Origin of the sequence: Synechocystis sp. FACHB-908 (assembly GCF_014698595.1) — a bacterium.
Taxonomy (GTDB): domain Bacteria; phylum Cyanobacteriota; class Cyanobacteriia; order Cyanobacteriales; family Microcystaceae; genus Synechocystis.
The window spans coordinates 1-20,605 of sequence record NZ_JACJTH010000029.1 but is presented as its reverse complement, the minus strand read 5'-3'; the positions used below and the strand labels follow the sequence as shown (position 1 = coordinate 20,605).

16 protein-coding genes and 1 pseudogene are annotated in these 20,605 nt (G+C 48.1%); 9 read left to right on the top strand and 8 right to left on the bottom strand.

What is annotated here, in order from left to right; all coding sequences use genetic code 11:
- Positions 1-11: 11 nt before the first annotated feature.
- Positions 12-1,376 (bottom strand): UDP-N-acetylmuramoyl-tripeptide--D-alanyl-D-alanine ligase, encoded by a 1,365-nt coding sequence (gene murF, locus H6G46_RS10290; protein ID WP_010872794.1) that lies wholly within the window; start codon positions 1,374-1,376, stop codon positions 12-14.
- Positions 1,377-1,628: 252 nt separating this feature from the next.
- On the opposite strand from murF, the gene H6G46_RS10285 reads away from it, so the two are divergent.
- The gene (locus H6G46_RS10285) at positions 1,629-3,002 is read left to right on the top strand and encodes a hypothetical protein (protein ID WP_010872793.1); all 1,374 of its coding nucleotides are present in this window, start codon (positions 1,629-1,631) and stop codon (positions 3,000-3,002) included.
- A gap of 156 nt (positions 3,003-3,158) precedes the next feature.
- On the opposite strand, the gene H6G46_RS10280 is transcribed toward H6G46_RS10285, so the two are convergent.
- From H6G46_RS10280 to H6G46_RS10265, 4 genes are all read right to left on the bottom strand, one after another.
- Positions 3,159-4,214, bottom strand: coding sequence for a fatty acid desaturase (locus H6G46_RS10280; protein ID WP_010872792.1), 1,056 nt, complete (start codon positions 4,212-4,214; stop codon positions 3,159-3,161).
- A gap of 214 nt (positions 4,215-4,428) precedes the next feature.
- A complete protein-coding gene (locus tag H6G46_RS10275; RefSeq protein ID WP_010872791.1) occupies positions 4,429-6,024 on the bottom strand; it encodes a glucose-6-phosphate isomerase in 1,596 nt (531 codons plus the stop codon).
- A 305-nt stretch (positions 6,025-6,329) separates the two neighbouring features.
- The gene (gene cysE / locus H6G46_RS10270; RefSeq protein ID WP_010872790.1) at positions 6,330-7,079 is read right to left on the bottom strand and encodes a serine O-acetyltransferase; all 750 of its coding nucleotides are present in this window, start codon (positions 7,077-7,079) and stop codon (positions 6,330-6,332) included.
- Between the two features lie 73 nt (positions 7,080-7,152).
- Entirely contained in the window at positions 7,153-7,977 is an 825-nt protein-coding gene (locus H6G46_RS10265; RefSeq protein ID WP_020861796.1) for a carbonic anhydrase, read from the bottom strand.
- 169 nt (positions 7,978-8,146) lie between these two features.
- Here H6G46_RS10265 and H6G46_RS10260 point away from each other — a divergent pair, with 169 nt between their 5' ends.
- The 4 genes from H6G46_RS10260 to H6G46_RS10245 all read left to right on the top strand — a co-directional run bounded on the left by H6G46_RS10260 (position 8,147) and on the right by H6G46_RS10245 (position 11,392).
- A complete protein-coding gene (locus H6G46_RS10260) occupies positions 8,147-9,688 on the top strand; it encodes a bifunctional pantoate--beta-alanine ligase/(d)CMP kinase (protein WP_010872788.1) in 1,542 nt (513 codons plus the stop codon).
- A gap of 83 nt (positions 9,689-9,771) precedes the next feature.
- A complete protein-coding gene (locus H6G46_RS18750; RefSeq protein ID WP_020861795.1) occupies positions 9,772-10,134 on the top strand; it encodes a Uma2 family endonuclease in 363 nt (120 codons plus the stop codon).
- 38 nt (positions 10,135-10,172) lie between these two features.
- The gene (locus H6G46_RS18745; protein ID WP_010872786.1) at positions 10,173-10,334 is read left to right on the top strand and encodes a Uma2 family endonuclease; all 162 of its coding nucleotides are present in this window, start codon (positions 10,173-10,175) and stop codon (positions 10,332-10,334) included.
- 167 nt (positions 10,335-10,501) lie between these two features.
- A complete protein-coding gene (locus H6G46_RS10245) occupies positions 10,502-11,392 on the top strand; it encodes a tetratricopeptide repeat protein (protein WP_010872785.1) in 891 nt (296 codons plus the stop codon).
- 94 nt (positions 11,393-11,486) lie between these two features.
- On the opposite strand, the gene H6G46_RS10240 is transcribed toward H6G46_RS10245, so the two are convergent.
- Complete coding sequence (locus H6G46_RS10240) at positions 11,487-12,338, bottom strand: ABC transporter permease (protein WP_010872784.1); 852 nt, start codon at positions 12,336-12,338, stop codon at positions 11,487-11,489.
- Between the two features lie 66 nt (positions 12,339-12,404).
- Between H6G46_RS10240 and H6G46_RS10235 the strand changes: the two genes are divergently transcribed.
- Positions 12,405-13,184 (top strand): photosystem II S4 domain protein, encoded by a 780-nt coding sequence (locus tag H6G46_RS10235; RefSeq protein WP_010872783.1) that lies wholly within the window; start codon positions 12,405-12,407, stop codon positions 13,182-13,184.
- A gap of 127 nt (positions 13,185-13,311) precedes the next feature.
- The gene (locus H6G46_RS10230; protein WP_010872782.1) at positions 13,312-16,140 is read left to right on the top strand and encodes an A-adding tRNA nucleotidyltransferase; all 2,829 of its coding nucleotides are present in this window, start codon (positions 13,312-13,314) and stop codon (positions 16,138-16,140) included.
- 58 nt (positions 16,141-16,198) lie between these two features.
- Here the strand turns inward: H6G46_RS10230 and H6G46_RS10225 are convergent, their stop codons facing one another.
- Complete coding sequence (locus H6G46_RS10225; protein ID WP_010872781.1) at positions 16,199-17,713, bottom strand: cryptochrome/photolyase family protein; 1,515 nt, start codon at positions 17,711-17,713, stop codon at positions 16,199-16,201.
- Between the two features lie 160 nt (positions 17,714-17,873).
- On the bottom strand, positions 17,874-19,211 hold the full coding sequence (locus tag H6G46_RS10220) for a four-carbon acid sugar kinase family protein (protein ID WP_010872780.1): 1,338 nt from the start codon (positions 19,209-19,211) through the stop codon (positions 17,874-17,876).
- Between the two features lie 104 nt (positions 19,212-19,315).
- Between H6G46_RS10220 and H6G46_RS10215 the strand changes: the two genes are divergently transcribed.
- Positions 19,316-20,356 carry a hemolysin family protein gene (locus H6G46_RS10215; RefSeq protein WP_010872779.1) on the top strand — a complete coding sequence of 347 codons (1,041 nt, stop codon included), beginning with the start codon at positions 19,316-19,318 and terminating at the stop codon, positions 20,354-20,356.
- A gap of 137 nt (positions 20,357-20,493) precedes the next feature.
- Positions 20,494-20,605, top strand: a pseudogene (locus H6G46_RS10210) (IS4 family transposase); the annotation flags it as partial.

Below are 20,605 nucleotides of genomic sequence, written 5' to 3'. Positions count from 1 at the left end.
GCCTTGCCGTTTTAAACCGAAGTGGGATTTTCTGCCAACAACTGACTGACCACAGCCCCTAGACCGACGGAATTGGATGCTTTAAACAGGAGGCGATCGCCTGGTTGGAGGGTAGTTTTTAGGGCTGCCACTAAACTAGGCCCATCGCTGAAGGATTGGGTCTCCACACCGTTAGCCCCGGCGGCAATGGCATCGGTATTGGGATCATTGGCTAATAGGAAAAGACCGTCTAAACCTAGGGCTTTCACTTTGGCCCCCACCCGTTGGTGAAATGTCGGGCCATAATCTCCCAGTTCCTTCATCGCCCCCAGCACTGCTAAACGTCGCTTCCCAGGGGTATTGGCCAATAAATCCAAGGATGCCAACATGGATTCCAAGCCAGCGTTATAGGTTTCATCCAATAGAACCACGTCCTGGCCCCATTGGTAACGACGGGCCCGCCCCTTGGGTAACTCCACCGTCAGCCCCGACTGTAACTGCTGCCAGTCCAACCCTAAACATTGGGCCACGGCGATCGCCGCTAGGTAATTAGAGGCATTGTGGACACCGGCTAGGGGCAAAGGCAAACTAACTCCATCAAGGATTAAATTTTCCCCATCCACTGTCCCGTGCACATCTCCCCCTTCTAGGCCATAGGTAATGGTTTTTCCCTGCCAAAACCGTTGGGCTGTCTCCATTAACAAAGCATTATCCCGATTGAGAATGGCGGTGCTCTCGGGCGGTTGGTGGGCTAGTAATTCACACTTGGCTTCGGCGATCGCCAACTCCGAGCCTAAAAGACCAATGTGGGCAGTGCCAACGTTAGTAATTAAACCGATGGTGGGCTTGGCAATATCCGCCAAAAGAGCAATTTGCCCCCGACCCCGCATGGCCATTTCCACAATGGCAAAATCATGGTCTGGGGATAGTTCCAACAAAGTTTTCGGCACCCCAATTTCATTGTTGTAATTAGCTCTGGTTTTATGCACATTGCCAAACTGGGACAACACCGCCGCAATTAATTCTTTGGTGGTGGTCTTACCCACAGAACCGGTTACCCCAATGATGGGAATGGTAAACCGTTGTCGCCATCCCGCTGCGATGTGTTGATAGGCCACCAAAGTATCTTCCACTAAAAATTGGGCCACCGTCTCCCCTAATCCCTCCACTGGCCGATCCGTCACCACGGCGATCGCCCCCGCCGTCAAGGCCTGGGGAATGAAGCTATGGCCATCAAAACTTTCCCCCCGCAAGGCAAGAAATAGGTCCCCTGACACCAAAGATCTTGTATCGGTGCAAATATTATTTATCCGTATATCCTCGGAAAGATTGGTAACAGACAATAGACAACTTTCTAGGAATGTACGGATGTCAAATAGGGAAAGTTTGGAGTTCATGGGAAAGAATAGGAGTGAAAAATATGGCGGAGGAAAACTGAGTTAGAATTGACTCAGGAATGTTAAGTCATTTGCAATTTTTATCTGTGATCTAGATCACCTCCCATGGGTGCTTGCATCACTTACATTGGAGGAGAAATAGATACAGAAAAATCGGAAGCCAGTAATGACCAGTAAAAACATCCTGGTTTTATTCCGATGGGACCAGGGTGTATCTTACCATCCACAGCGGTGCCTGATTAAAGGCCCAGGGTGTCTTTGACCTTATCTCATGATTTCGTTTTCATTATCGATTTTTCCTGCTCCCAATTTGCCCCCTTTTCCCCAAAGAGGGTTACCACTGTGAACTATAACCATCCCCAGGCTAGCGACCCCTACAAAATGAATGACGAGCAGGCAATTTATGATTATCTGCTCGACTTGGTCCAGTCGGTGGAAGGGGAACGGGTATTGGAAGTAATGGGTAATCTTTTTTTGAGCGGACAGGGCAGTTCCCAAGGACAAGTTTCTACCCACTTAGAAAAAGTAATTAGAGTTAAAAATAATACCGAAGAATTTAACTACTTTTTTAACCGTTGTTGCTATATTCTGATCAACTATTGGCAACTTTCTCCCCAAACCCAGCGTTCCATTCCCCAGCTGGTAAATATGGTGGAAAAAGCAGTGGCTAACATCAGCCCCGGGGGTAATACAAAAGGTAACATCCGCCAACTAGTTAAAAACTTTACCTTGAGCGAACAATTTGTCCGCTTGAAAAGATTGGCCAGCGTTGTCAGCACCAAGTTTGAAACGAAATCTAGCTCCGTCGGCACCCTTATCCACCGCTATCCCTATCTGTATGATTATTGTCTTATGGGGGATGACAGCAGTCGGGAACATCGCCAAACTATCCACCGCATCAAAGCTCAAAATGAGCGTAAGTTTGAAATTAACCTTTCTCAGTACGTCACCTACCGGGTGCGCATGGCCAGAACTAATAAAGCCGGACTCATCTTGCCGGATAAGGAATTGATCAAGCCCGTGCAAAATCCCACCCTACTGAGTGATCGGGATCTAAACAGTTCCCTCAAACATTTTGTTGGTTCCGTGGAAAACGGTCAGAGTTACCGGTCCCTTTCCAAAAGTTTTCGTAACCATGTGGCCTATACCCAATCTTTTGGCACTTTTAAGGATGAACTTTACGAATATATCCGGGGCTCCCTACAGAATAATTACAAACAAGGAAGTTTTGATAAGAAATTATTTGATCTATTCCAAAATGCCTATCCAGAGTGCAATCAACAGAAGCCAACAGAATTTTTAATGATGCGGACTTCTAGTCAGTTGCTCAACTTTTTGGTGGTGGAAGGTAGCAAAAATCCTGATCACTATGTCTTTATTGATCTAATTTCCAATATTGGTGTGAAGAAGACCATTGGCGTATTGCTAAAAATTGTGCTTTTCTGCTCCAAGGTTAAGCCTTATTTGGAAAAACGTTTTTCAATTTTGTTTAATCATTATGAGTCGGTGGCCCGGGAAGGGGTACCTTGGCTAGTGAAAACCTTGGAGAATATGCAGGTTGCGTTTAGCATTCATTTTGGCCGAGTGGATCTTTCTAGTCTGAACCGCTCCCATCTGCCCACTTAGAAAGTTTTTTTCCTCACCAAGAAAAGAAAAAAGGAATACAGCTCGATGGCCGCATTCCAAGATAGTTAATTTGTGATCTGGTATTTCTCTCCCTGGGGATCAGTCAAAGTTAATTACTGACCAATCATGGGTCAAAAATTACTAGTTGTCCCAGTATTAAACTTTTTTCAGGGAGCCGAAGGTGCGGTAGCCATGTTCGGGGTCATATAAATGACATTGCCCACTAATTTGTTGCATTAATTGCCAGTTAAAGGTGCGCTCGTAAAGAAAAGGTCCCCAGTTTTCTTTTAAACTTCCGTGGGCTAGTCGTAGGTTATAGGAAGGGATGGCAACGGAGAGGTGGTGGGGAATATGGACGTTGATGTCATGGCAGAGCACTTCCACCCAACGGGGATAATCGCAGTGAACAGTACCATTTAACTGGGCTTCGGCGGCACTCCAATCGGCGGCGGGACGGAAACGAATTTCGGGAATGGTGTGGTGCACAATGGTAAAAGTGCTCATCCAAAAGTGATACACCAACCAGGGCATTAGCCAAAATTTGACGAAACCCCACACCCCTGTGGTGATAATTAGGGCAGGAAAGGCGATCGCCGCAAACAGGAAGACAACGGCAATGGATAATTTGACTTTATTGCGGTCCCTTTGGGCAAAGTTGGAAAGTTTGAAGTGCATTAAGCTCCAATGGAAAATGGAACCAGTCCACCAGAAGGGACCCCGGATGGCCCGATAAAAAAGCCGGACGATCGCCGGGCTGGCTTGGAAAGCTTCCACACTCCAGGGATCCCAGGCGTTATCAACCTCAATTTTGTTGGTGTGGAGGTGATGGTGGTCGTGGAGTAGGCGCCAGCTATGGAAAGGGTAGATGAGGGGAGCAAAAGCGATATGTCCCACTAAATCATTGACCCAGCGTTTTTTAGCAAAGGAGCGATGGCCACAGTCATGGCCGACAACGAAGGCCCCCGTTAAGGCTGTCCCTGTCCAGATCCAGGTAATGGGCAAGCAGTACCAGGGCAGATAAATAATGCCCAAATAGCCCACGGCGATCGCCCCTAGGGTAATCAAAACAGAAGCCCAGGCTTTGCTCGCTTTTTTCTCGAAGCATTCCTTGGGCAGGGTTTTAATGATGTCTTGTAGTTTGAGATCCGCAATCGGGCGATCGGGATTGCTGGGCGTTACCGTTGGTGTCAACGGGGGAATCGTGGCAGTCATTTATAAAGGTTTATCTCCAAATGGAAGGTCGGACAGATTTTGTTTATGGATTCATGGGCTATAAAGCGGCCAAGGTTTGCCGTGCCTAGGAATTAATACTCAGGTAAACAAACTTTTCTTTTTATAACACGTTGCCATTGACCAGGAACCGAATTGCTTCTGAATTCAGCCGCGATTACCTGGTCCACCATTAACAATTGAGAATTAATCTGTCTTAACTCCGCCACTGGATTTGCAGCCGTTGGGGAAATTGGCGATCGCCCTGGAGGGTCACGCCCCGGTCATTGGCGGCTAAATGGCGGACTATTTTATACACCGTTTCCACCTGTTCTGGTGCTTGCACTTTGGTGGCCAACGCTTCTAGGGCAATGGGCCCGGATTCATTTTGTAGGGTAGAGAGAATCGCCTTCTGTAGTTCCAAAATCGAGGCGGCGGCCTTTTTCCCCGCTTCTACCCCCGGTTGATGGTAGGCGTTGACGTTCACCAAGGAACCATAAAAACTCACTGCTCTTTCATATAGGGCAATCAAAGCCCCAACGCTGGTAGCGTCCACCTCGGGAATGGTGACAGTGATGGAGTCCCGTTGATTTTCAAATAGCGCTTGCCTGGTGCCCTGCAAAAATCCCGATAAATAATCCCCACTGGTGACCCCCGGCTCTAACTCTAGGGATGGCCCTTGGCGATCGTGCAATACCTCAATGAAAGTGGCAAAAAAGTTGGGCACCCCATCCCGCAACTGCTGGACGTAGGCATGTTGATCCGTAGAACCCTTATTGCCATAGACTGCAATGCCCTGGTGGACCACATTGCCATCCAAATCCCGCTCTTTACCGAGGGATTCCATAACCAACTGTTGCAAATAGCGACTAAATAACAACAGCCTATCTTTATAGGGGAGAATCACCATGTCTTTTTTCCCTTGGCCATCCCCGGCATAATACCAAGCTAACGCCAATAGAGCCGCTGGATTTTGTCTTAATTCCCTCACCCTAGTGGCTTCATCCATGGTTTTAGCCCCGTCGAGCATGGCCTGAATGTCAATGCCCTGGAGAGCGGCCGGTAATAGTCCCACCGCCGATAACTCAGAGGTTCTCCCACCCACCCAATCCTGCATGGGAAAAGCTTGTAACCATTGTTCCGTCTGGGCCTGCTGGGAAAGTTTACTGCCGGGCATGGTCACCGCCACCGCATAATCGGCAAAATGAAGGCCCTGGGCTTCAAATACTGCCTTCGTTTCCGCCAGACCATTGCGGGGTTCGGGGGTGCCGCCGGATTTACTAGTGGTCACCACTAGCGTACTTTTTAGTTTGTCTTGGGCTTTTAAGCAGTTCAGCACCCGGTCAATGCCGTCGGGGTCAGAGTTATCGATGAAGTGAATCGCCAAGGGAGGGAAATTGGGGGCCAAGGCCTGGGCCACAAATTGGGGGCCTAGAGCCGAACCACCAATGCCGATCGCCAGCAGGTCGGTAAATTTAGGGGCTGTGGGGGGTTTTATGTTCCCTTGGTGTACGTCAGCGACAAAGGCTTTGATTTGCCGTAATGGTTCAGTGATTTCAGCCCGGATCCCATCATTGGGGGCCAGGGCCGGATTGCGTAGCCAGTAATGCCCCACCATGCGTTGTTCGTCTGGGTTGGCGATCGCCCCTTTTTCCAGCGCCACCATATCTTGAAAAGCTTTGGCAAACTTGGGTTGCAAATCTTCTACCAAAGCATCACTAAATCCCATGCGGCTCACATCCAGGTAAAAATCGAGGCCACCATGGTAATAAAGCCAATCTTGATAACGTTGCCAAAGTTGTTGGTTATTCATCGAAAAAATGGGTCTGAAACCCCGCCCTTGAGGACGGCCTTGCGTTCACATCTTAAGACAATTAGAAAGATTTTATTAAACAGGAAAAAACATCCGGCCAAAAATTGAGGACAAAAAAAGGCGATCGCCAAGGCTTTTCCCGCAACACCAACCCCAGAAAATTCCCTCGGAGCAAAATGGGGCAAGTTTGGCGACAGTGTGTGGTTAACCACCAAAGTTCTGTCCAAAATTCCTAAGTGAACCAACAAATAGTCACCTCCTATGCCCCTCCACATCCCATCCCAGTTATGGCTACCGGGAGAATATCAGAGGGTGCCCCCCAAAAATTCTTCAATTTCGCGATCGCCAAGGCGACAGAGCACCGGTTCCCGGTCAGTTTCAGAGCAGGAGCGATAATCCGATTCCCAGGCCTGTTCCGATTGTTGCTGTTGTAAGGTGGCCACCTGTTGCTCTAGTAATTCAATTCTTTCTAATAATAGGCGAATTACTTTGCCCTCCGAATCTGGTAACTTACCATGTTCCAAAGGATTAACCCTTTCCCCGGAAGGATGCACCATGCGCCCTGGCACCCCCACCACCGTAAAATCTGCTGGCACGTCCCGTAACACCACTGACCCCGCCCCAATGCGGACATTATCACCGATGGCAATGTTACCCAATACCTTAGCACCAGCTCCCACCACCACATTTTCCCCCAGGGTCGGGTGACGCTTGCCACTTTCTTTTCCTGTGCCCCCCAGAGTTACCCCTTGGTAAATCAAAGAATAGTCCCCCACGATCGCCGTTTCACCGATCACTACCCCCATGCCATGGTCAATGAACACGCCCTGGCCAATCTGGGCCCCTGGATGGATTTCAATGCCGGTGAAAAAGCGGGCAAGGTGGGACATTAGGCGAGGAAAGAAAGGTAGCCCGAGAGTATAAAGACGATGAGAAAATCTATGTATTAGTAAAGCTTGCAAGCCAGGATAACAAAACAGCACCTCTAACCAATTGCGGGCAGCGGGATCTCGCTCAAAAATAATCCTAAAGTCAGCAATTAGTGAATTCAGCACCCGGTCAATTCCTACCTAAAATTGGCATTGTTTGCGTTTATCCGACAAAGGTTGCAATGGGGTTTAACCCAGTCTAACGGGAGCCTCGATAAATGCGCTCCGCCTGTTCCCTGGGCAAATGGCCAAAACCAGGTAAAGGAGACAGTTGGGGAGCTGGGGATTCTGTTGCTTTCTCACGACCAGGACGTTCCTTGCCGGGAACCTTAAACGCATCGTAGGAAATCAGGGGTGAGTTGGGATGGAGAGCGTACTCATCCTCCGGCTCCAGGGCATTGATGCGACTTTGGGGGGCGACAAAATCATGGAGTACACCGTCGTAGGCCAGTACTTCACCCTCTTCAATGCGATAAATCCAGCCGTGGAGGGAAAGGTCTCCCCGATGTAACCGGGAATGGATGGCGGGATAGGTCTGGAGGTTTTTGAGTTGGGTGAGAATATTTTCTGCCACAGCAACTTCAATCAAATCTTCCCCTTCCAGATGGCTGTAATTGTCTAGAACTAGACGGCGGGTGGCTTCCGTATGTTTGAGCCAATCGTACACCAGAGGAAGTTTTTCCTGGAGAGAGTTGAGTTTGAGCAGACCTTTCATGGCTCCGCAGTGGGAATGGCCACAGACGATGATCTGATTAATTTCCAGCGCCACTAGGGCATATTCCATGGCTGCCCCTTCCCCACCGTTGGCTGCTCCATAGGGGGGAATAATATTGCCAGCGTTGCGAATAACAAACAGGTCGCCCACTTCCGATTGGGTGATTAAATTGGGGTCCACCCGGGAATCGGAACAACAGATGAAGAGAATGCGGGGATGTTGGCCGTGAGAAAGTTGCTCAAAGAGGTCACGGTGGGAAGAGAAATAACCTTCTCGAAATTTTTGTAGTCCCTCGATGAGTCTTTGCATACGATCGCCGTTGATGGAATTCCAGCCTTCCATTGTATCATTGAAGACTTGCGGCGGGGGGTCTAGGACAGCGGGGCAATTTGTCTGGGATATCAATGAAACTTCGGCCATGGAAAGGTTTTAATGACCTCCATCGTTTGCACACAATCCAAAGAATAACAAAGAAGTAATGGTGCAGGTTTTTCGCACAATCGCAGGGTTACAAACCTATCTCCGCCAAGCTGGTCGGGGCAAAACCGTGGGCTTAGTTCCTACCATGGGATCTCTCCACGCCGGCCATGGCAGTCTGCTCAAACGGGCGGTGGCGGAAATGGATTTAGTCGTGTTATCTATTTTCGTTAATCCCCTGCAATTTGGCCCCGGTGAAGATTTGGAAAAATATCCCCGGGACTTCGACGGCGATCGCCAATGGGCAGAATCTTTGGGGGTGGCGGTAATTTTTGCCCCGACGGTGACGGATTTGGGCATTGATGCCAAAGGAGATCAAACTACGGTACTGCCTCCTCCAGCCATGACGGAAGTTCTCTGCGGTGCCCATCGTCCCGGCCATTTCCAGGGGGTAGCTACTATCGTCACTAAATTGTTCACCATTGTTTGTCCCGATGTGGCTTATTTCGGTGCCAAAGATGCCCAACAATTGGCTATTATTCGTCGCCTAGTGCAGGACTTGAACTTAACTGTGACTATCCGCAGTTGTGCCACAGTGCGCGAGGAATCGGGTTTGGCCATGAGTTCCCGCAATCAATATTTAAGCCCGATAGAAAAGGAACAGGCTACGGTGCTATACCGCAGTTTGCAAGCCGCCCAACAGCGATATCGTCAAGGCGATCGCCAAGTTTCTGCTTTGTTGACCGCCACCCAGGACGTTTTGGACGCGGAACCGTCTGTCCAGGTGCAATATTTGCAATTGGTGGAAGCTGACACCCTGCAACCCATCACTGGAACATTACCGGACCAAAATCCTGTTTTAATGGCGATCGCCGCCTATGTGGGTAGTACCCGCTTAATTGATAATCTTGTGCTTAATCATCGACTGCCTATTATTGCCATTGATGGCCCCGCCGGAGCCGGAAAATCCACTGTTACCAGACAGGTGGCTGATGGCCTGGGTCTGACCTATTTAGACACCGGAGCCATGTATCGAGCTTTGGCTTGGCTGATTTTAGACCAGGGCATTGCTCCCGAGGATGAACCAGCGGTGGCGGAACTTACCAGTGGTGCGGAGATTGAACTAATGCCCCGTCCTGCCCCCCAATTGACCGGAGTTAAAGTTAATGGGCAAGATGTCAGTGATGCCATTCGCACCCCGGCGGTGACCCAATTGGTTTCCACCATTGCTGCCCAGGGAGCCGTTCGAGCCAAGTTACTAAAACTACAAAGGAAGTATGGCGACCAAGGAGGAATTGTGGCGGAAGGTCGGGACATTGGCACCCAGGTTTTTCCCAACGCGGAATTGAAAATTTTCCTCACCGCTTCAGTTCAGGAACGAGCCCGCCGTCGCCTCAAGGATTTTGAAGCTCAGGGTAATCAAGCAGTGGATTTAGCCCAATTGGAAGCGGACATTGCCCACCGGGATCATCTTGATAGCACTAGGGCGATCGCTCCTTTGCAGAAGGCAGTGGATGCAGTGGAAATTATTACCGATAACCTCACCATTGCCGAGGTGGTGGAGACTATTATTGAACTTTATAAAAAATACAATAAGGGGTAATTCTGGCTAGTTTTTGAGCACTTAATAAAAGGGTTAGAATGGGTTTCAACGGCAAATAGGTGGAGTGTCGAGGCGAATCTAAAATGCTGAAAGTAGGAAACACAAACCTAACCCTGACTGAGTTTCTAGCCTTACCGGAAGAGAAGCCGCCCCTAGAGTATCGAGATGGGCAAGTTAGTGCCAAACCTATGCCAAAAGGAAAACACAGTACTTTACAAACTGCATTGTCATTTGCCATTAACATGGCCTTGAAAAAGGAAAAAATTGCTTGGGCATTCACAGAGTTGCGTTGCAGTTTTGAAAATCGGTCTATTGTTCCTGATATTGCGGTTTTTACTTGGGAAAATATTCCCTGTGATCAAGATGGAGAAATTGCCGACAACTTTTACCTCCCGCCTAATTGGATGATTGAAATATTGTCTCCTGAGCAAAGTCAAAAAAAATAGTAAAAAATATTTTATTTTGCTTGAATAATGGCACTAAAATGGGTTGGTTGATTAATCCGAAAGAGCAATCTATCTTTGTTTATCAACCCGGCCGATCGCCAGAAATTTTCGACGAAACGGAGTCAAAGTTACTGATGCCAAGCTTTGCCCAGGCCATTGATTTAAATTTGGGAGAAGTATTTGGCTGGCTAATTAAGTAATGTGATCTAATCTTGACAAGGAAGATGGATAAATCCGGCGATCGCCCCAGGAGTTTGTACAATTCTGGTATGTGAATTAAACATGGCGGTAAGTCTCTTCAGTTGGCCGCCAGCCCGACGTTTTTTCCCACTGGTGTACGGTTGCCATTTTCCCTGGTCGTGTTCCCATGCCCTCCCACCCATCCCGCAGTACTGTTTTTAATCCCCTAGAGTGCCGCCCTGATAGTTACAAAGGCTGGTACCAACAGGGCAATACCCTCTGGCAACAGGGGAAATACAATGATGCCCTCCTCAGTTATGAACGGGCTTTGGAGTATTATCCTGGGGATTATTGGGCTTGGTACAAAAGGGGCATTACCCTGGAGCATTTGGGGCGTTACAGAGATGCGGCAGAAAGTTATGACAACGCCTGCCAAATCCAACCGGAAAACTACTGGGCTTGGTACGACCAGGGTTGTGTGTACCTCAATGAAATTGATGATTTTGCCCAGGCTATCCCTTGTTTTCAACGGGCTTTAGATTATTTACCTAAAGATTATTGGGCCACCTATCGTCTGGGGGAATCTTACCGACTCTCTGGCCAGTACGAAGCGGCGATCGCCAGTTTTCGGCAGACGTTAACCATTCGCCAGGACGATTTTTGGTCTTGGTACCGCCAGGCGGACTGTTTTCGCCGTTGGGGCCATTACGCTGAAGCTTTGCAATGCTATAAAAAATCCCTGGAAATCCGTCCCAATGATTACTGGGCCTGGTTTCGACAAGGGGAACTATGGCAACAAATCTACCGTTATGGAAGGGCGATCGCCTGCTACCACAGGGCGTTGGATGTGGAAGTGGATGACGACTATAGCTGGTATGAAATTGCCCTTTGCCAAGTACTACAAAAAAATTACTCAGATGCAGTTTATGCCCTGGGAAAGGTGTTGGAATGGTATCCAGGCACCTACCTAAGTTTGATTGAAGGGGAACCAGCTTTTGTTGACCTCCAGCCCCTGCCCAGTTACCAAGCTTTACTCCAGGCGGCTAGGCAAACTGCGATGGAACCGGTTTTTGACTGAAAGCATGTTTGAAAAGCATCCTTAAGTGTGATTACCCATTGGCACTAGTCGCTTTTAGCCGGTCTCTAGTAAATAAACAATATGCGGTGCGTACTTAATTCCCCATTAGCACAGCACCAGAACCACTGCCCTGGAACATAATCCAAGACATCAGAAAGTTACTCACAAAAATTGCCAACAGAGAAGTTACCACTGCGGCGGTGGTGGATTCCCCCACTCCTTTGGCTCCGCCCCTAGTAGTCAGGCCCCAGTTACAACCAATGATGGCGATTAAAACTCCAAACACAATGCCCTTGACGGGGCCGCAGAATATGTCCCAGGGGGTAACAAAGGTCTGTATGGATTCAAAAAATACCTGGTTGGCAATGCCATAAACATTGCTGGAAATTACCGCTCCCCCCATCATGCCGGTTACTAAAGCCAGCACACTCAAAGTGGGCACCATAATGCAACAGGCCAACAGTCGAGGAATGACTAAATATTCCACCGGGTTAGTGTTGAGCATATAGAGGGCATCAATTTGTTCTGTCACCCGCATAGTACCTATTTCGGCGGCAAAGGCTGACCCAACCCGCCCGGCCACCACCACGGCTGTCATGATCGGGCATAGTTCTCGGCCCAGGGCCAACATTAAAATCCCCCCCACAGCACTGCCTGCTCCAAAAGCTAAAAATTCCCTTGCTACCTGGATGGTGAAAATCATGCCAATGACAGCGGCGGTAATTAGGGTAATGGGGAGGGAAGCGGGGCCAACAAACATCAATTGTTGAGTGGTGTTGCGCCCATCAATTTTGCCGGTAAAAAGCTGAAAGGAAGTGTTGCCCAACAATAAAATTGCTTGTCCCGATCGCCGGAGCCAGGAGCTTAATTCTGCCAAGATAATTGATTGGGTCATCGCCGGGGTTTGAAGAATGGGACGGTAGGGGGGACGAAACCATAGGCGCATTGTAGCTCCTTGACAAACCGGTCACCAAAGTTGCCACAATGATTTGTTAGCTAATGCCGTTGCTCGATGTTACCAAGAGAAGCTTTGTTAAAGGGGGCCCCAGACCGGGAGGCGATCGCCAGGGTAATTGACCAGGCGGAACAGGCCCTGCGTACCTGGGAAGTGGTGGTGTCTGATTTTTGTGCGCCGCCCCTGATTGCGGAAATTCAAACCCGTTTTGATTCCCTGACGGAATTACATTTTTTACCCTGGGGGGGCTATCCCCAAGCGGAACGGCAGAGACTGGCCATTGCTAGGGCAGAAATACCATTAGAAACGGAGCAGATACCCCTCACTGCATTGGATGTGGCGGGTAATTTTCTCTTTGACCCCGCTAGCCATCGGGACTTTTTGGGGGCTTTGTTGGGCACCGGGTTAGTAAGGGAAAAAGTGGGGGATATTATTCTGTTGGGAGAAAGGGGAGCCCAGGCGATCGTGGTGCCGGAGGTAGCGGAATTCATCAGTCTTCATTTAACCCAGGTGCGTACTGTACCAGTTAAAGCTAAGGCGATCGCCCTGGAAGAGTTAAAAATTCGCCCGCCTAAAACCAAAGAAATGACTACGGTGGAAGCTTCCCTGCGCTTAGATGCCATTGCTTCAGCAGGGTTTGGTTTGTCCCGCAGTAAAATGGCCGATGCGGTCACCCAGGGCAATGTGCAGGTCAATTGGAAGCCCGTCACCCAGTCGAGCTATGCCCTCAAAGCGGGAGATTTAGTCACCTATCGTGGGAAAGGTAGGCTAGAAATAGGCGAGATTACAGTCACCAAAAAGGAACGCTATCGCATCCAATTAACCCGATATCTTTAACCAGTTTCAAGGCTTGCCGGGATGATATCTTTTGCCAGTGGAATGTCGAATTAATCCCTCTATCTATACGTTCGAGGCAAAGGATAATGTTGATATCTAACTTTAATCAAGGTTTGTTAGAAAACCTATGGATTTAATTCTTTGCCATCAAACGGCGGACTTTGATGTGTTAGGGGCGGCGGTGGGGCTAGCCAAACTCCATCCCGGCAGTCGCATTGTCTTGACTGGTGGTTCCCATCCCACAGTGCGGCAATTTTTAGCACTCCATCGTAACGAATTTCCCCTCATTGAACTGCGGAGCGTCAACCCCGACAAAATTCGTTCCCTCTACATTGTCGATAATCAACAAGGTGATCGCCTGGGCAAAGCAGCGGACTGGTTAACGTTGCCCCATCTGCGACAGGTTGCCATTTATGACCATCATCTCAACAGTCCTAGGGATATCGAAGCGGATATTTGGGAGCTGGAAGCGGTGGGGGCCAGTACAACTTTAATTGTGGAGAAATTACAACGGGCTGATATAAGTCTTTCCATGGTGGAAGCGTCGGTAATGGCCCTGGGTATCCATGTGGACACCGGCAGTTTGACCTTTACCCAAACCACAGTGCGGGATGTAAAAGCCCTAGCTTGGTTAATGGAACAGGGAGCTAATTTACGTTTGATTGCGGAATACGCTGACCCAGGCTTTCCCCCACCTCTGCAATTTTTGTTTGCGGAAGCGATGCAAAATCTCCACAAGGAAATGGTGCGGGGCTATTGGCTCGGTTCAGTGCTCTTAACCACGGAAAATTTTGTGCCGGGCCTGTCCCATTTGACGGAAAGATTATTATCTCTGACAGAATGTGATGCCCTACTACTGGGTCATGTTTACGACAAAGGCAAAGATAAAACCAAAAACGATGAACAGCGAGAAAAAACCGGAGTAATTAGTAACCAACGCTTTTCCCTCATTGGCCGTACCCGTATTCCCGATACGGATTTAACCCAATTGTTGGAACCCTATGGCGGCGGGGGCCATGCCCAGGCGGCAGCGGTTAATTTGCGGGATGTTGAGCCAACCACCGTAATGGCAGAAATCTACCAAGCTTTACAAAGACAAATTCCCAAACCCCTATTGGCTAGGGATTTTATGTCTTCTCCGGTGCGGACCATTCGACCACACACCACCATTGAACAGGCCCAACGGGTTTTGTTTCGTTACGGCCATTCTGGTTTGACAGTGGTGAATCAAGAAGAAAAATTGGTGGGCATTATTTCCCGTCGGGATTTGGATTTAGCCCTGCACCACGGTTTCAGCCATGCCCCGGTAAAAGGTTACATGACCCGCAACGTTAAAACCATTGCCCCTGACACCCCCTTACCCCGCATTGAAGCGATTATGGTGGCCGATGACGTGGGTCGCTTGCCTGTTATGGACCAGGAAAAATTAGTGGGCATTGTGACCCGGACCGATGTGTTACGGCAATTATTGCAGGATAAACAAGAACAATCGGGACGGTTTGGCGCACCGCGCAGCGGATCTCTGCGAGATCGCCCGACCACTCCTAATCAGAATTTTGGCCAGGGTAGCCTACTGCAACTGCTAAAAACCCATTTACCACCGGCCACTTGGCAATTATTAACTACGGCCGCTCAACAGGCCCAGACTAGGGGTTGGCATTTATATCTGGTGGGGGGAGCTGTGCGCGATTTGTGGCTCCGCCATTCCCAGGGGGCAGAAAAACATCAAAACATTACTTTTCAAGATATTGATTTGGTGGTGGATGGCTTCCATGCCACGGCGGATGTGGGGGCTGGGGTTGAGTTAGCCCAAGCTTTGCAGGGGGACTATCCCGGCGCGAGGTTATCGGTCCATGGGGAATTCCAAACGGCGGCGTTGCTCTGGCATAAAGATCCCCAGCTAGATACCCTGTGGGTAGACATTGCCACTGCCCGCACAGAGTTTTATCCCTATCCAGCGGCGAACCCAGAAGTGGAAGCTAGTTCCATTCGCCAGGATTTATACCGGCGGGACTTTACCATTAACGCCCTTTCCATCCGCTTAACCAATCCCAATCCGGGCAAATTGTTAGACTTTTTTGGCGGCATGAATGACCTGCAAAGCCAACAGGTGAGGGTATTACACGCCAATAGTTTCATTGAAGACCCCACCCGCATTTACCGAGCAGTGCGGTTTGTGGTGCGCCTCGGCTTTGAACTGGAACCCCAGACGGAAACCTATATCCGCTATGCGATCGCCAGTGGAGTCTATGAACGTTGGCGGCTAACGGAGCATCCCACTCCGGCCCTAACTACCCGTTTAAAGGCGGAGCTTTCTATTATTCTCAAAGCCCCCTATTGGAAAGGGGCATTGACGTTACTGGCGGATTTAGATGCGCTTAAATGTCTTCATGCAGAGCTAAAGCTAACAGAGCAATTATGGTGGCAAGTACGTTATCTCTCCCGCTGGTTACGCTGGTTTGACCCGGAGCGAAACCTAGAACATTGGTTACTGCGCCTAGGTATTTTATTGGGGGCTTTACCACCCCAGGAAAGGGAAAAAATTGCGGCGGGCTTACAGTTACCCAAGGCCACCATTGACGGATTAACTAACTTAGAAACCATCGAAACGGCGATCGCCAAGGGTTTAAATTCCCCAGCATCTCCAAAGTCCAGTCCAAAGTCCAGCGTCATTTACCAAACATTGAAGGATTATGACCGCTTCAGTTTATTCCTGGTGGCCGCCAGGGGAAATAAGCTGTTGAGAAAGCAAATTTGGTTTTATTTCAGCCAGCTATGCCAAGTGTCGCCATTTTTAACTGGCCACGACCTCAAAGCGCTGGGTTATAAACCGGGGCCCCAATTTAAGCAAATTTTGACTGATTTATTAAACGCTTGCCTAGACGGAGAATTAGGCGATCGCCAACAGGAAGAAGCTTGGCTAAGAACCCATTATCCTTTACCGAACAAAGTTTAGTTTTAAACAATTTTTCAGTCCTATTTGAACTACCCGGAGTGCTTTGATTGGGAATCTACTATGAGTTTAAATGAGCCTGACGCCAGTTCTCAGCTAACGTTTGCATTGCCGACATTTCGGTTGGTTCAATTCGTTTTAAATTGGCCAAAATAAGACCCATCCTTCCAGTGTGTTGTAATTTTTCTTGATGCCGTGCAAGAAAATCCCAATAGAAATAGTTAAAGGGACAGGCATCTTTACCAGTTCTAGCTTTATGGTTGTAGGAGCATTGTTGGCAATAATCACTCATTTTATTAATGTAGTTAGCAGAAGAAGCATAGGGTTTTGATGCTAATATTCCTCCATCTGCAAACTGCCCCATTCCTAACACATTGGTTTGCATTACCCAGTCGTAGGCATCGATAAAAGCGGCATGGAACCAGTCTTGGAGTTTTTGAGGATTAACGCCAACAATTAAGGCAAAGTTGCTGAGAACCATTAATCGTTGAATATGGTGAGCATAACCTGTTTCTTCGACTTGGTTTAAGACAGTGGCTAAACAATTCATTTTGGTGTGGCTGGATTGCCAATAAAACTCAGGCAAAGGAAAGTCATGGTTAAACCAATTACCCTGCCCGTAATCTTCATCTACCCATTGATAAATGCCCTGCATATATTCCCGCCAGCCCAAAACCTGACGAATAAATCCCTCCACATTGTTTAAAGAAATGTCTTGGGTGGCAAAGGCGTTAGTAGCTGCTTCAATAACTTCTAATGGGGTCAACAATCCTAAATTTAAATAGGGGGAAATCAGACTGTGCCAGAGGGTTTTCTGCCCCATTACCATGGCATCTTGGTAGGTGCCAAATTGACTTAAACCAACATCAACAAAATATTTCAGCCCTTGCAGGGCGTCTTGACGGCTAACTCCCCATTGAAAGCCAGATAATTGCCCATAACCAGGTAAATTTAATTGTTCTATCCGTTCGATAACCTGTTGGGTAATGTCATCGGGGGGAAAAGAAAGGGGCTTGGGGGGAGAAAGGTTCTTTTTGGCGGGCTTGCGATTATCCTGGTCAAAATTCCAGCGGCCCCCCACAGGTTGATCATCCACCATCAAAATTTGCCAACGTTTGCGCCCTGCACGGTAAAAATCTTCCAGTAATAGGCGCTTACGATCGCCAGCCCAGGCGGAAAAATCCTCCCTAGACCAGAGAAAATGATTGTTGGGTAATAGGGTTAGTTCACAGGGCAGAGTCAAAGATTTTAACCAAGCTTCAAAGGGGCGATCGCCAGGGGCCATGACTTGGAGGTGACTAACGCCCTGGGTTTTAAGCCAATGGTGTAGGGGAGTGAGGAAATCTGCGGCAATTTCATAGGTAACGGACCAGCCCTCGGCCCTCAAATCTTCAGCAAAGTGGCGCATGGCGGACCAAACCAACACTAATTTTTGGCGATGGTAGGGTCGTTGACGGGCAAATTCCGCCGACTCGATCAGGAGAACGGGGACCTGTGAGCGATCGCCTTGATGGCTTTTTAAGGCCGTCTGCCCCGACCAAAGTTGATCTCCCAATATCCAAATGCCAATGGTCATAGCTGTAATATGGTCTGTGAGAAATGGACAAAGGAGTTACTTAGTTGCTGGCGATCGCCGACCGAAAAAGTCTAGTTAACAATCAATTTCCCCCTGTTCAAGCAAGTCAACCAGTCAGCAAATCAACGACGATAATTGGGATGAATTAGTAAAAAATTGATCAAGAATTAGGCTTGTCGGACAAACGTTCATAAACTGTGGCTAAACCCCGAGCATTGCCTACGTTACCGGGAAATAAAACCACCGGCAAAAGGGGAAAACGGGGATGATCCTCATCCGTTCTCACTAGGGAACAACCGGGAATAATTTGCCCCAACAACCGTACAGAAGTTAACTGTAATCCCACGCTCAGCACGTCATTGGAAGTAATACCTCCTTTGCTGATCAAAAAGCTGATGTCCTGGGGTAATTGTTGGACAATTTTCATCAACAGTTGGGACAGGGTAACGCCAAAGTCTAACCGTGCCTGCACTGAGGCAAAACTTAATTCCCCTCGACTGGTGTAAATTACCGGTGTTTTTCCCTCGGCGCGAATTTCGTTCACCGCCGTCAAAGCATTGACAATAATTTCGGCTGGACTATCGGGATGATCCCGCAATTGTTGCACTGGAATTTCAATGCCCTGCACCGTTTGATCCTTGAGCAATGTCATCAATTGTTCGGTGGTTTTTTGCACATGGGAGCCCACCAAAATTATTCCTGGTTGGTTGGTGGGTTTATAGCTGGCCATGGCCACCGGAGCCACTGGTTGGGGCCCCAAATTAGCTAGGGATGTGAGAATACTGGCCGCACTCCGCAACAGAAAATGTTTGCCCTGGCCACTAGCTATGAGCATACTTGCCGCCAGGCGATCAAAATCTTTTTGGGTTTCTCCGTCCACCACCACACACTGGTTATGGTTAAAATCCATCAGGCGATCGCCTAAAGCATTATTGGCCTCACTAAGATCCCCTAGGGTGATGCGTTCCACCTGGGCCGCCCCAATCTTGCCTTGGGTTTTTTCTGCCACATAATCAGGCAAATAACTATGGTGGTAGCCAAACACCGAATCCTGGGCAAATTCCGTTGCCGCCACGGGCACCAATTCACCATCCACAATCAGGTAATGGACACTGTCCTTGGTTACCCTGCCCCCTTCAAAAAAGGCTGGCACCAGAAAATGGGCATCAAACGGTCCCAACTCCCGGTTGATCACATCGGTTTCCAAGGGGTAATGGCCCCGCAGAGTGGAATCAGAACGACTTACAACCAAGTAGTGATCGACCGCTTCCGTTGCTAGGGCTAGTTTTAAATTCTGGCAAATTTCCATCACTACCTGTTCCGCCTGAGTTGGGGGTAAGGCCCTGGTGTTGCTGAGAATAAAAAAGATCGGACTTTCATCCCGTAGACCTTGCCGCAGAGTTTCCACGTCCCACTGCATCAGCAACAGGCAACTGTGAACCGTTTGGGAGCCGGTGGGGTCATCATCAATAACAATGATTTTGGTGGGGTCAGCCATGGCAAAAAAGAATTGCGGAATTTGTGACAAGTTTGTTCCTAGCCCTCCAGTCTAGGGGAAAATAGCCATGGTCTATAATCTTGGTAAGTTGGTTTCGGAATTTTATGCTGGAAATTGTAGCGGCCATTTTCATTGTTTTGTTAGGCTCTGGCATTTGTTCCTGTGCAGAGGCGGCCCTATTTTCTGTGCCCTTGGTAAAAGTACGGCAGTTATCCCAGTCCAATAATCCCTCCGCCATTGCCCTCCAAGCTATTCGCCATAGGATGAATCGCCCCATTGGCACCATTGTGGTGCTCAACAACATTTTTAATATTGTGGGTAGTATCACCATTGGAGCCTTAGCAACTAAACATCTACAAGATGCTTGGATGGGAGTTTTTTCTGGAATTTTAACCTTGCTAATTATTGTTTTTGGCGAAATTATTCCTAAGACTCTGGGGGAAAGATATGCCACTAACATTGCCCTTTTGATTGCCATACCAGTAAGATTTTTAACCTTAATTTTTACTCCTTTAGTGTGGTTGATTGAACAAATTACCAATCCCTTCACCCACGGCAAAAGAGTACCCAGCACCAACGAAGCAGAAATTAAGTTTCTAGCTACCCTCGGTTACAAAGAAGGGGTAATCGAAGGAGACGAAGAACAAATGATTCAGCGGGTTTTCCAGCTTAATGATTTGATGGCAGTGGATTTGATGACCCCCAGGGTGATTATCACCTATCTTTTGGGAGAATTAACTTTAGCGGAATGCCAACAAGATATTATCCAATCCCAACATACTCGTATTTTAATTGTTGATGAATACATTGATGAAGTCTTGGGCATTGCCCTCAAACAGGATTTACTCACTGCTTTAATCCAAGGAGAAGGCTATAAAACCATCGCAGAATTAGCTCGACCAGCCCAATTTGTTCCAGAAGGCATGAGAGCCGATAAACTTCTAAAGCAATTTCAGGAAAAACGGGAACATTTAATGGTGGTTATTGATGAGTATGGCGGCGTTGCCGGTGTGATAACCCTAGAAGACGTGGTTGAAGTTTTAACCGGGGAAATTGTTGATGAAACTGATAAGAATATTGATCTCCAGGAAATTGCCCGTAAGAAAAGACAGGCTCTATTGAAACAACGGGGGGTGGCTCCCTAAAATTTCTTGATCTCCGCAACCGATAAAGACAGTTAAAACTTAATCAAAAGCAGAAGTGTTGAACGATAGTTATAAAGAGAAAAAAAGCCCTTTAAAATGATAGAATAAAGGGCAGAAATATTAGAATAATTGAAGCGATGATATCAAATTTTGGACATATTGTCAAAACTTATCTATCTAATTTTCCTAAAGATGACTACCCAGTATTAGACACATTTAAGTTTGTGAGTATCTGGTTAGGATTAATGT

Bases quoted from the DNA above. Each gene is read 5' to 3' on its own strand.
- H6G46_RS10235 (WP_010872783.1), top strand. From the start codon at position 12,405: ATGTTACCAAGAGAAGCTTTGTTAAAGGGGGCCCCAGACCGGGAGGCG.
- H6G46_RS10240 (WP_010872784.1), bottom strand. From the start codon at position 12,338: ATGCGCCTATGGTTTCGTCCCCCCTACCGTCCCATTCTTCAAACCCCG.
- murF (WP_010872794.1), bottom strand. From the start codon at position 1,376: ATGAACTCCAAACTTTCCCTATTTGACATCCGTACATTCCTAGAAAGT.
- H6G46_RS10215 (WP_010872779.1), top strand. From the start codon at position 19,316: ATGCTGGAAATTGTAGCGGCCATTTTCATTGTTTTGTTAGGCTCTGGC.
- H6G46_RS10275 (WP_010872791.1), bottom strand. From the start codon at position 6,024: ATGAATAACCAACAACTTTGGCAACGTTATCAAGATTGGCTTTATTAC.
- H6G46_RS10225 (WP_010872781.1), bottom strand. From the start codon at position 17,713: ATGACCATTGGCATTTGGATATTGGGAGATCAACTTTGGTCGGGGCAG.
- H6G46_RS10260 (WP_010872788.1), top strand. From the start codon at position 8,147: ATGGTGCAGGTTTTTCGCACAATCGCAGGGTTACAAACCTATCTCCGC.
- H6G46_RS18745 (WP_010872786.1), top strand. From the start codon at position 10,173: ATGGGTTGGTTGATTAATCCGAAAGAGCAATCTATCTTTGTTTATCAA.
- H6G46_RS18750 (WP_020861795.1), top strand. From the start codon at position 9,772: ATGCTGAAAGTAGGAAACACAAACCTAACCCTGACTGAGTTTCTAGCC.
- H6G46_RS10245 (WP_010872785.1), top strand. From the start codon at position 10,502: ATGCCCTCCCACCCATCCCGCAGTACTGTTTTTAATCCCCTAGAGTGC.
- H6G46_RS10230 (WP_010872782.1), top strand. From the start codon at position 13,312: ATGGATTTAATTCTTTGCCATCAAACGGCGGACTTTGATGTGTTAGGG.
- H6G46_RS10220 (WP_010872780.1), bottom strand. From the start codon at position 19,211: ATGGCTGACCCCACCAAAATCATTGTTATTGATGATGACCCCACCGGC.
- H6G46_RS10280 (WP_010872792.1), bottom strand. From the start codon at position 4,214: ATGACTGCCACGATTCCCCCGTTGACACCAACGGTAACGCCCAGCAAT.
- H6G46_RS10265 (WP_020861796.1), bottom strand. From the start codon at position 7,977: ATGCAAAGACTCATCGAGGGACTACAAAAATTTCGAGAAGGTTATTTC.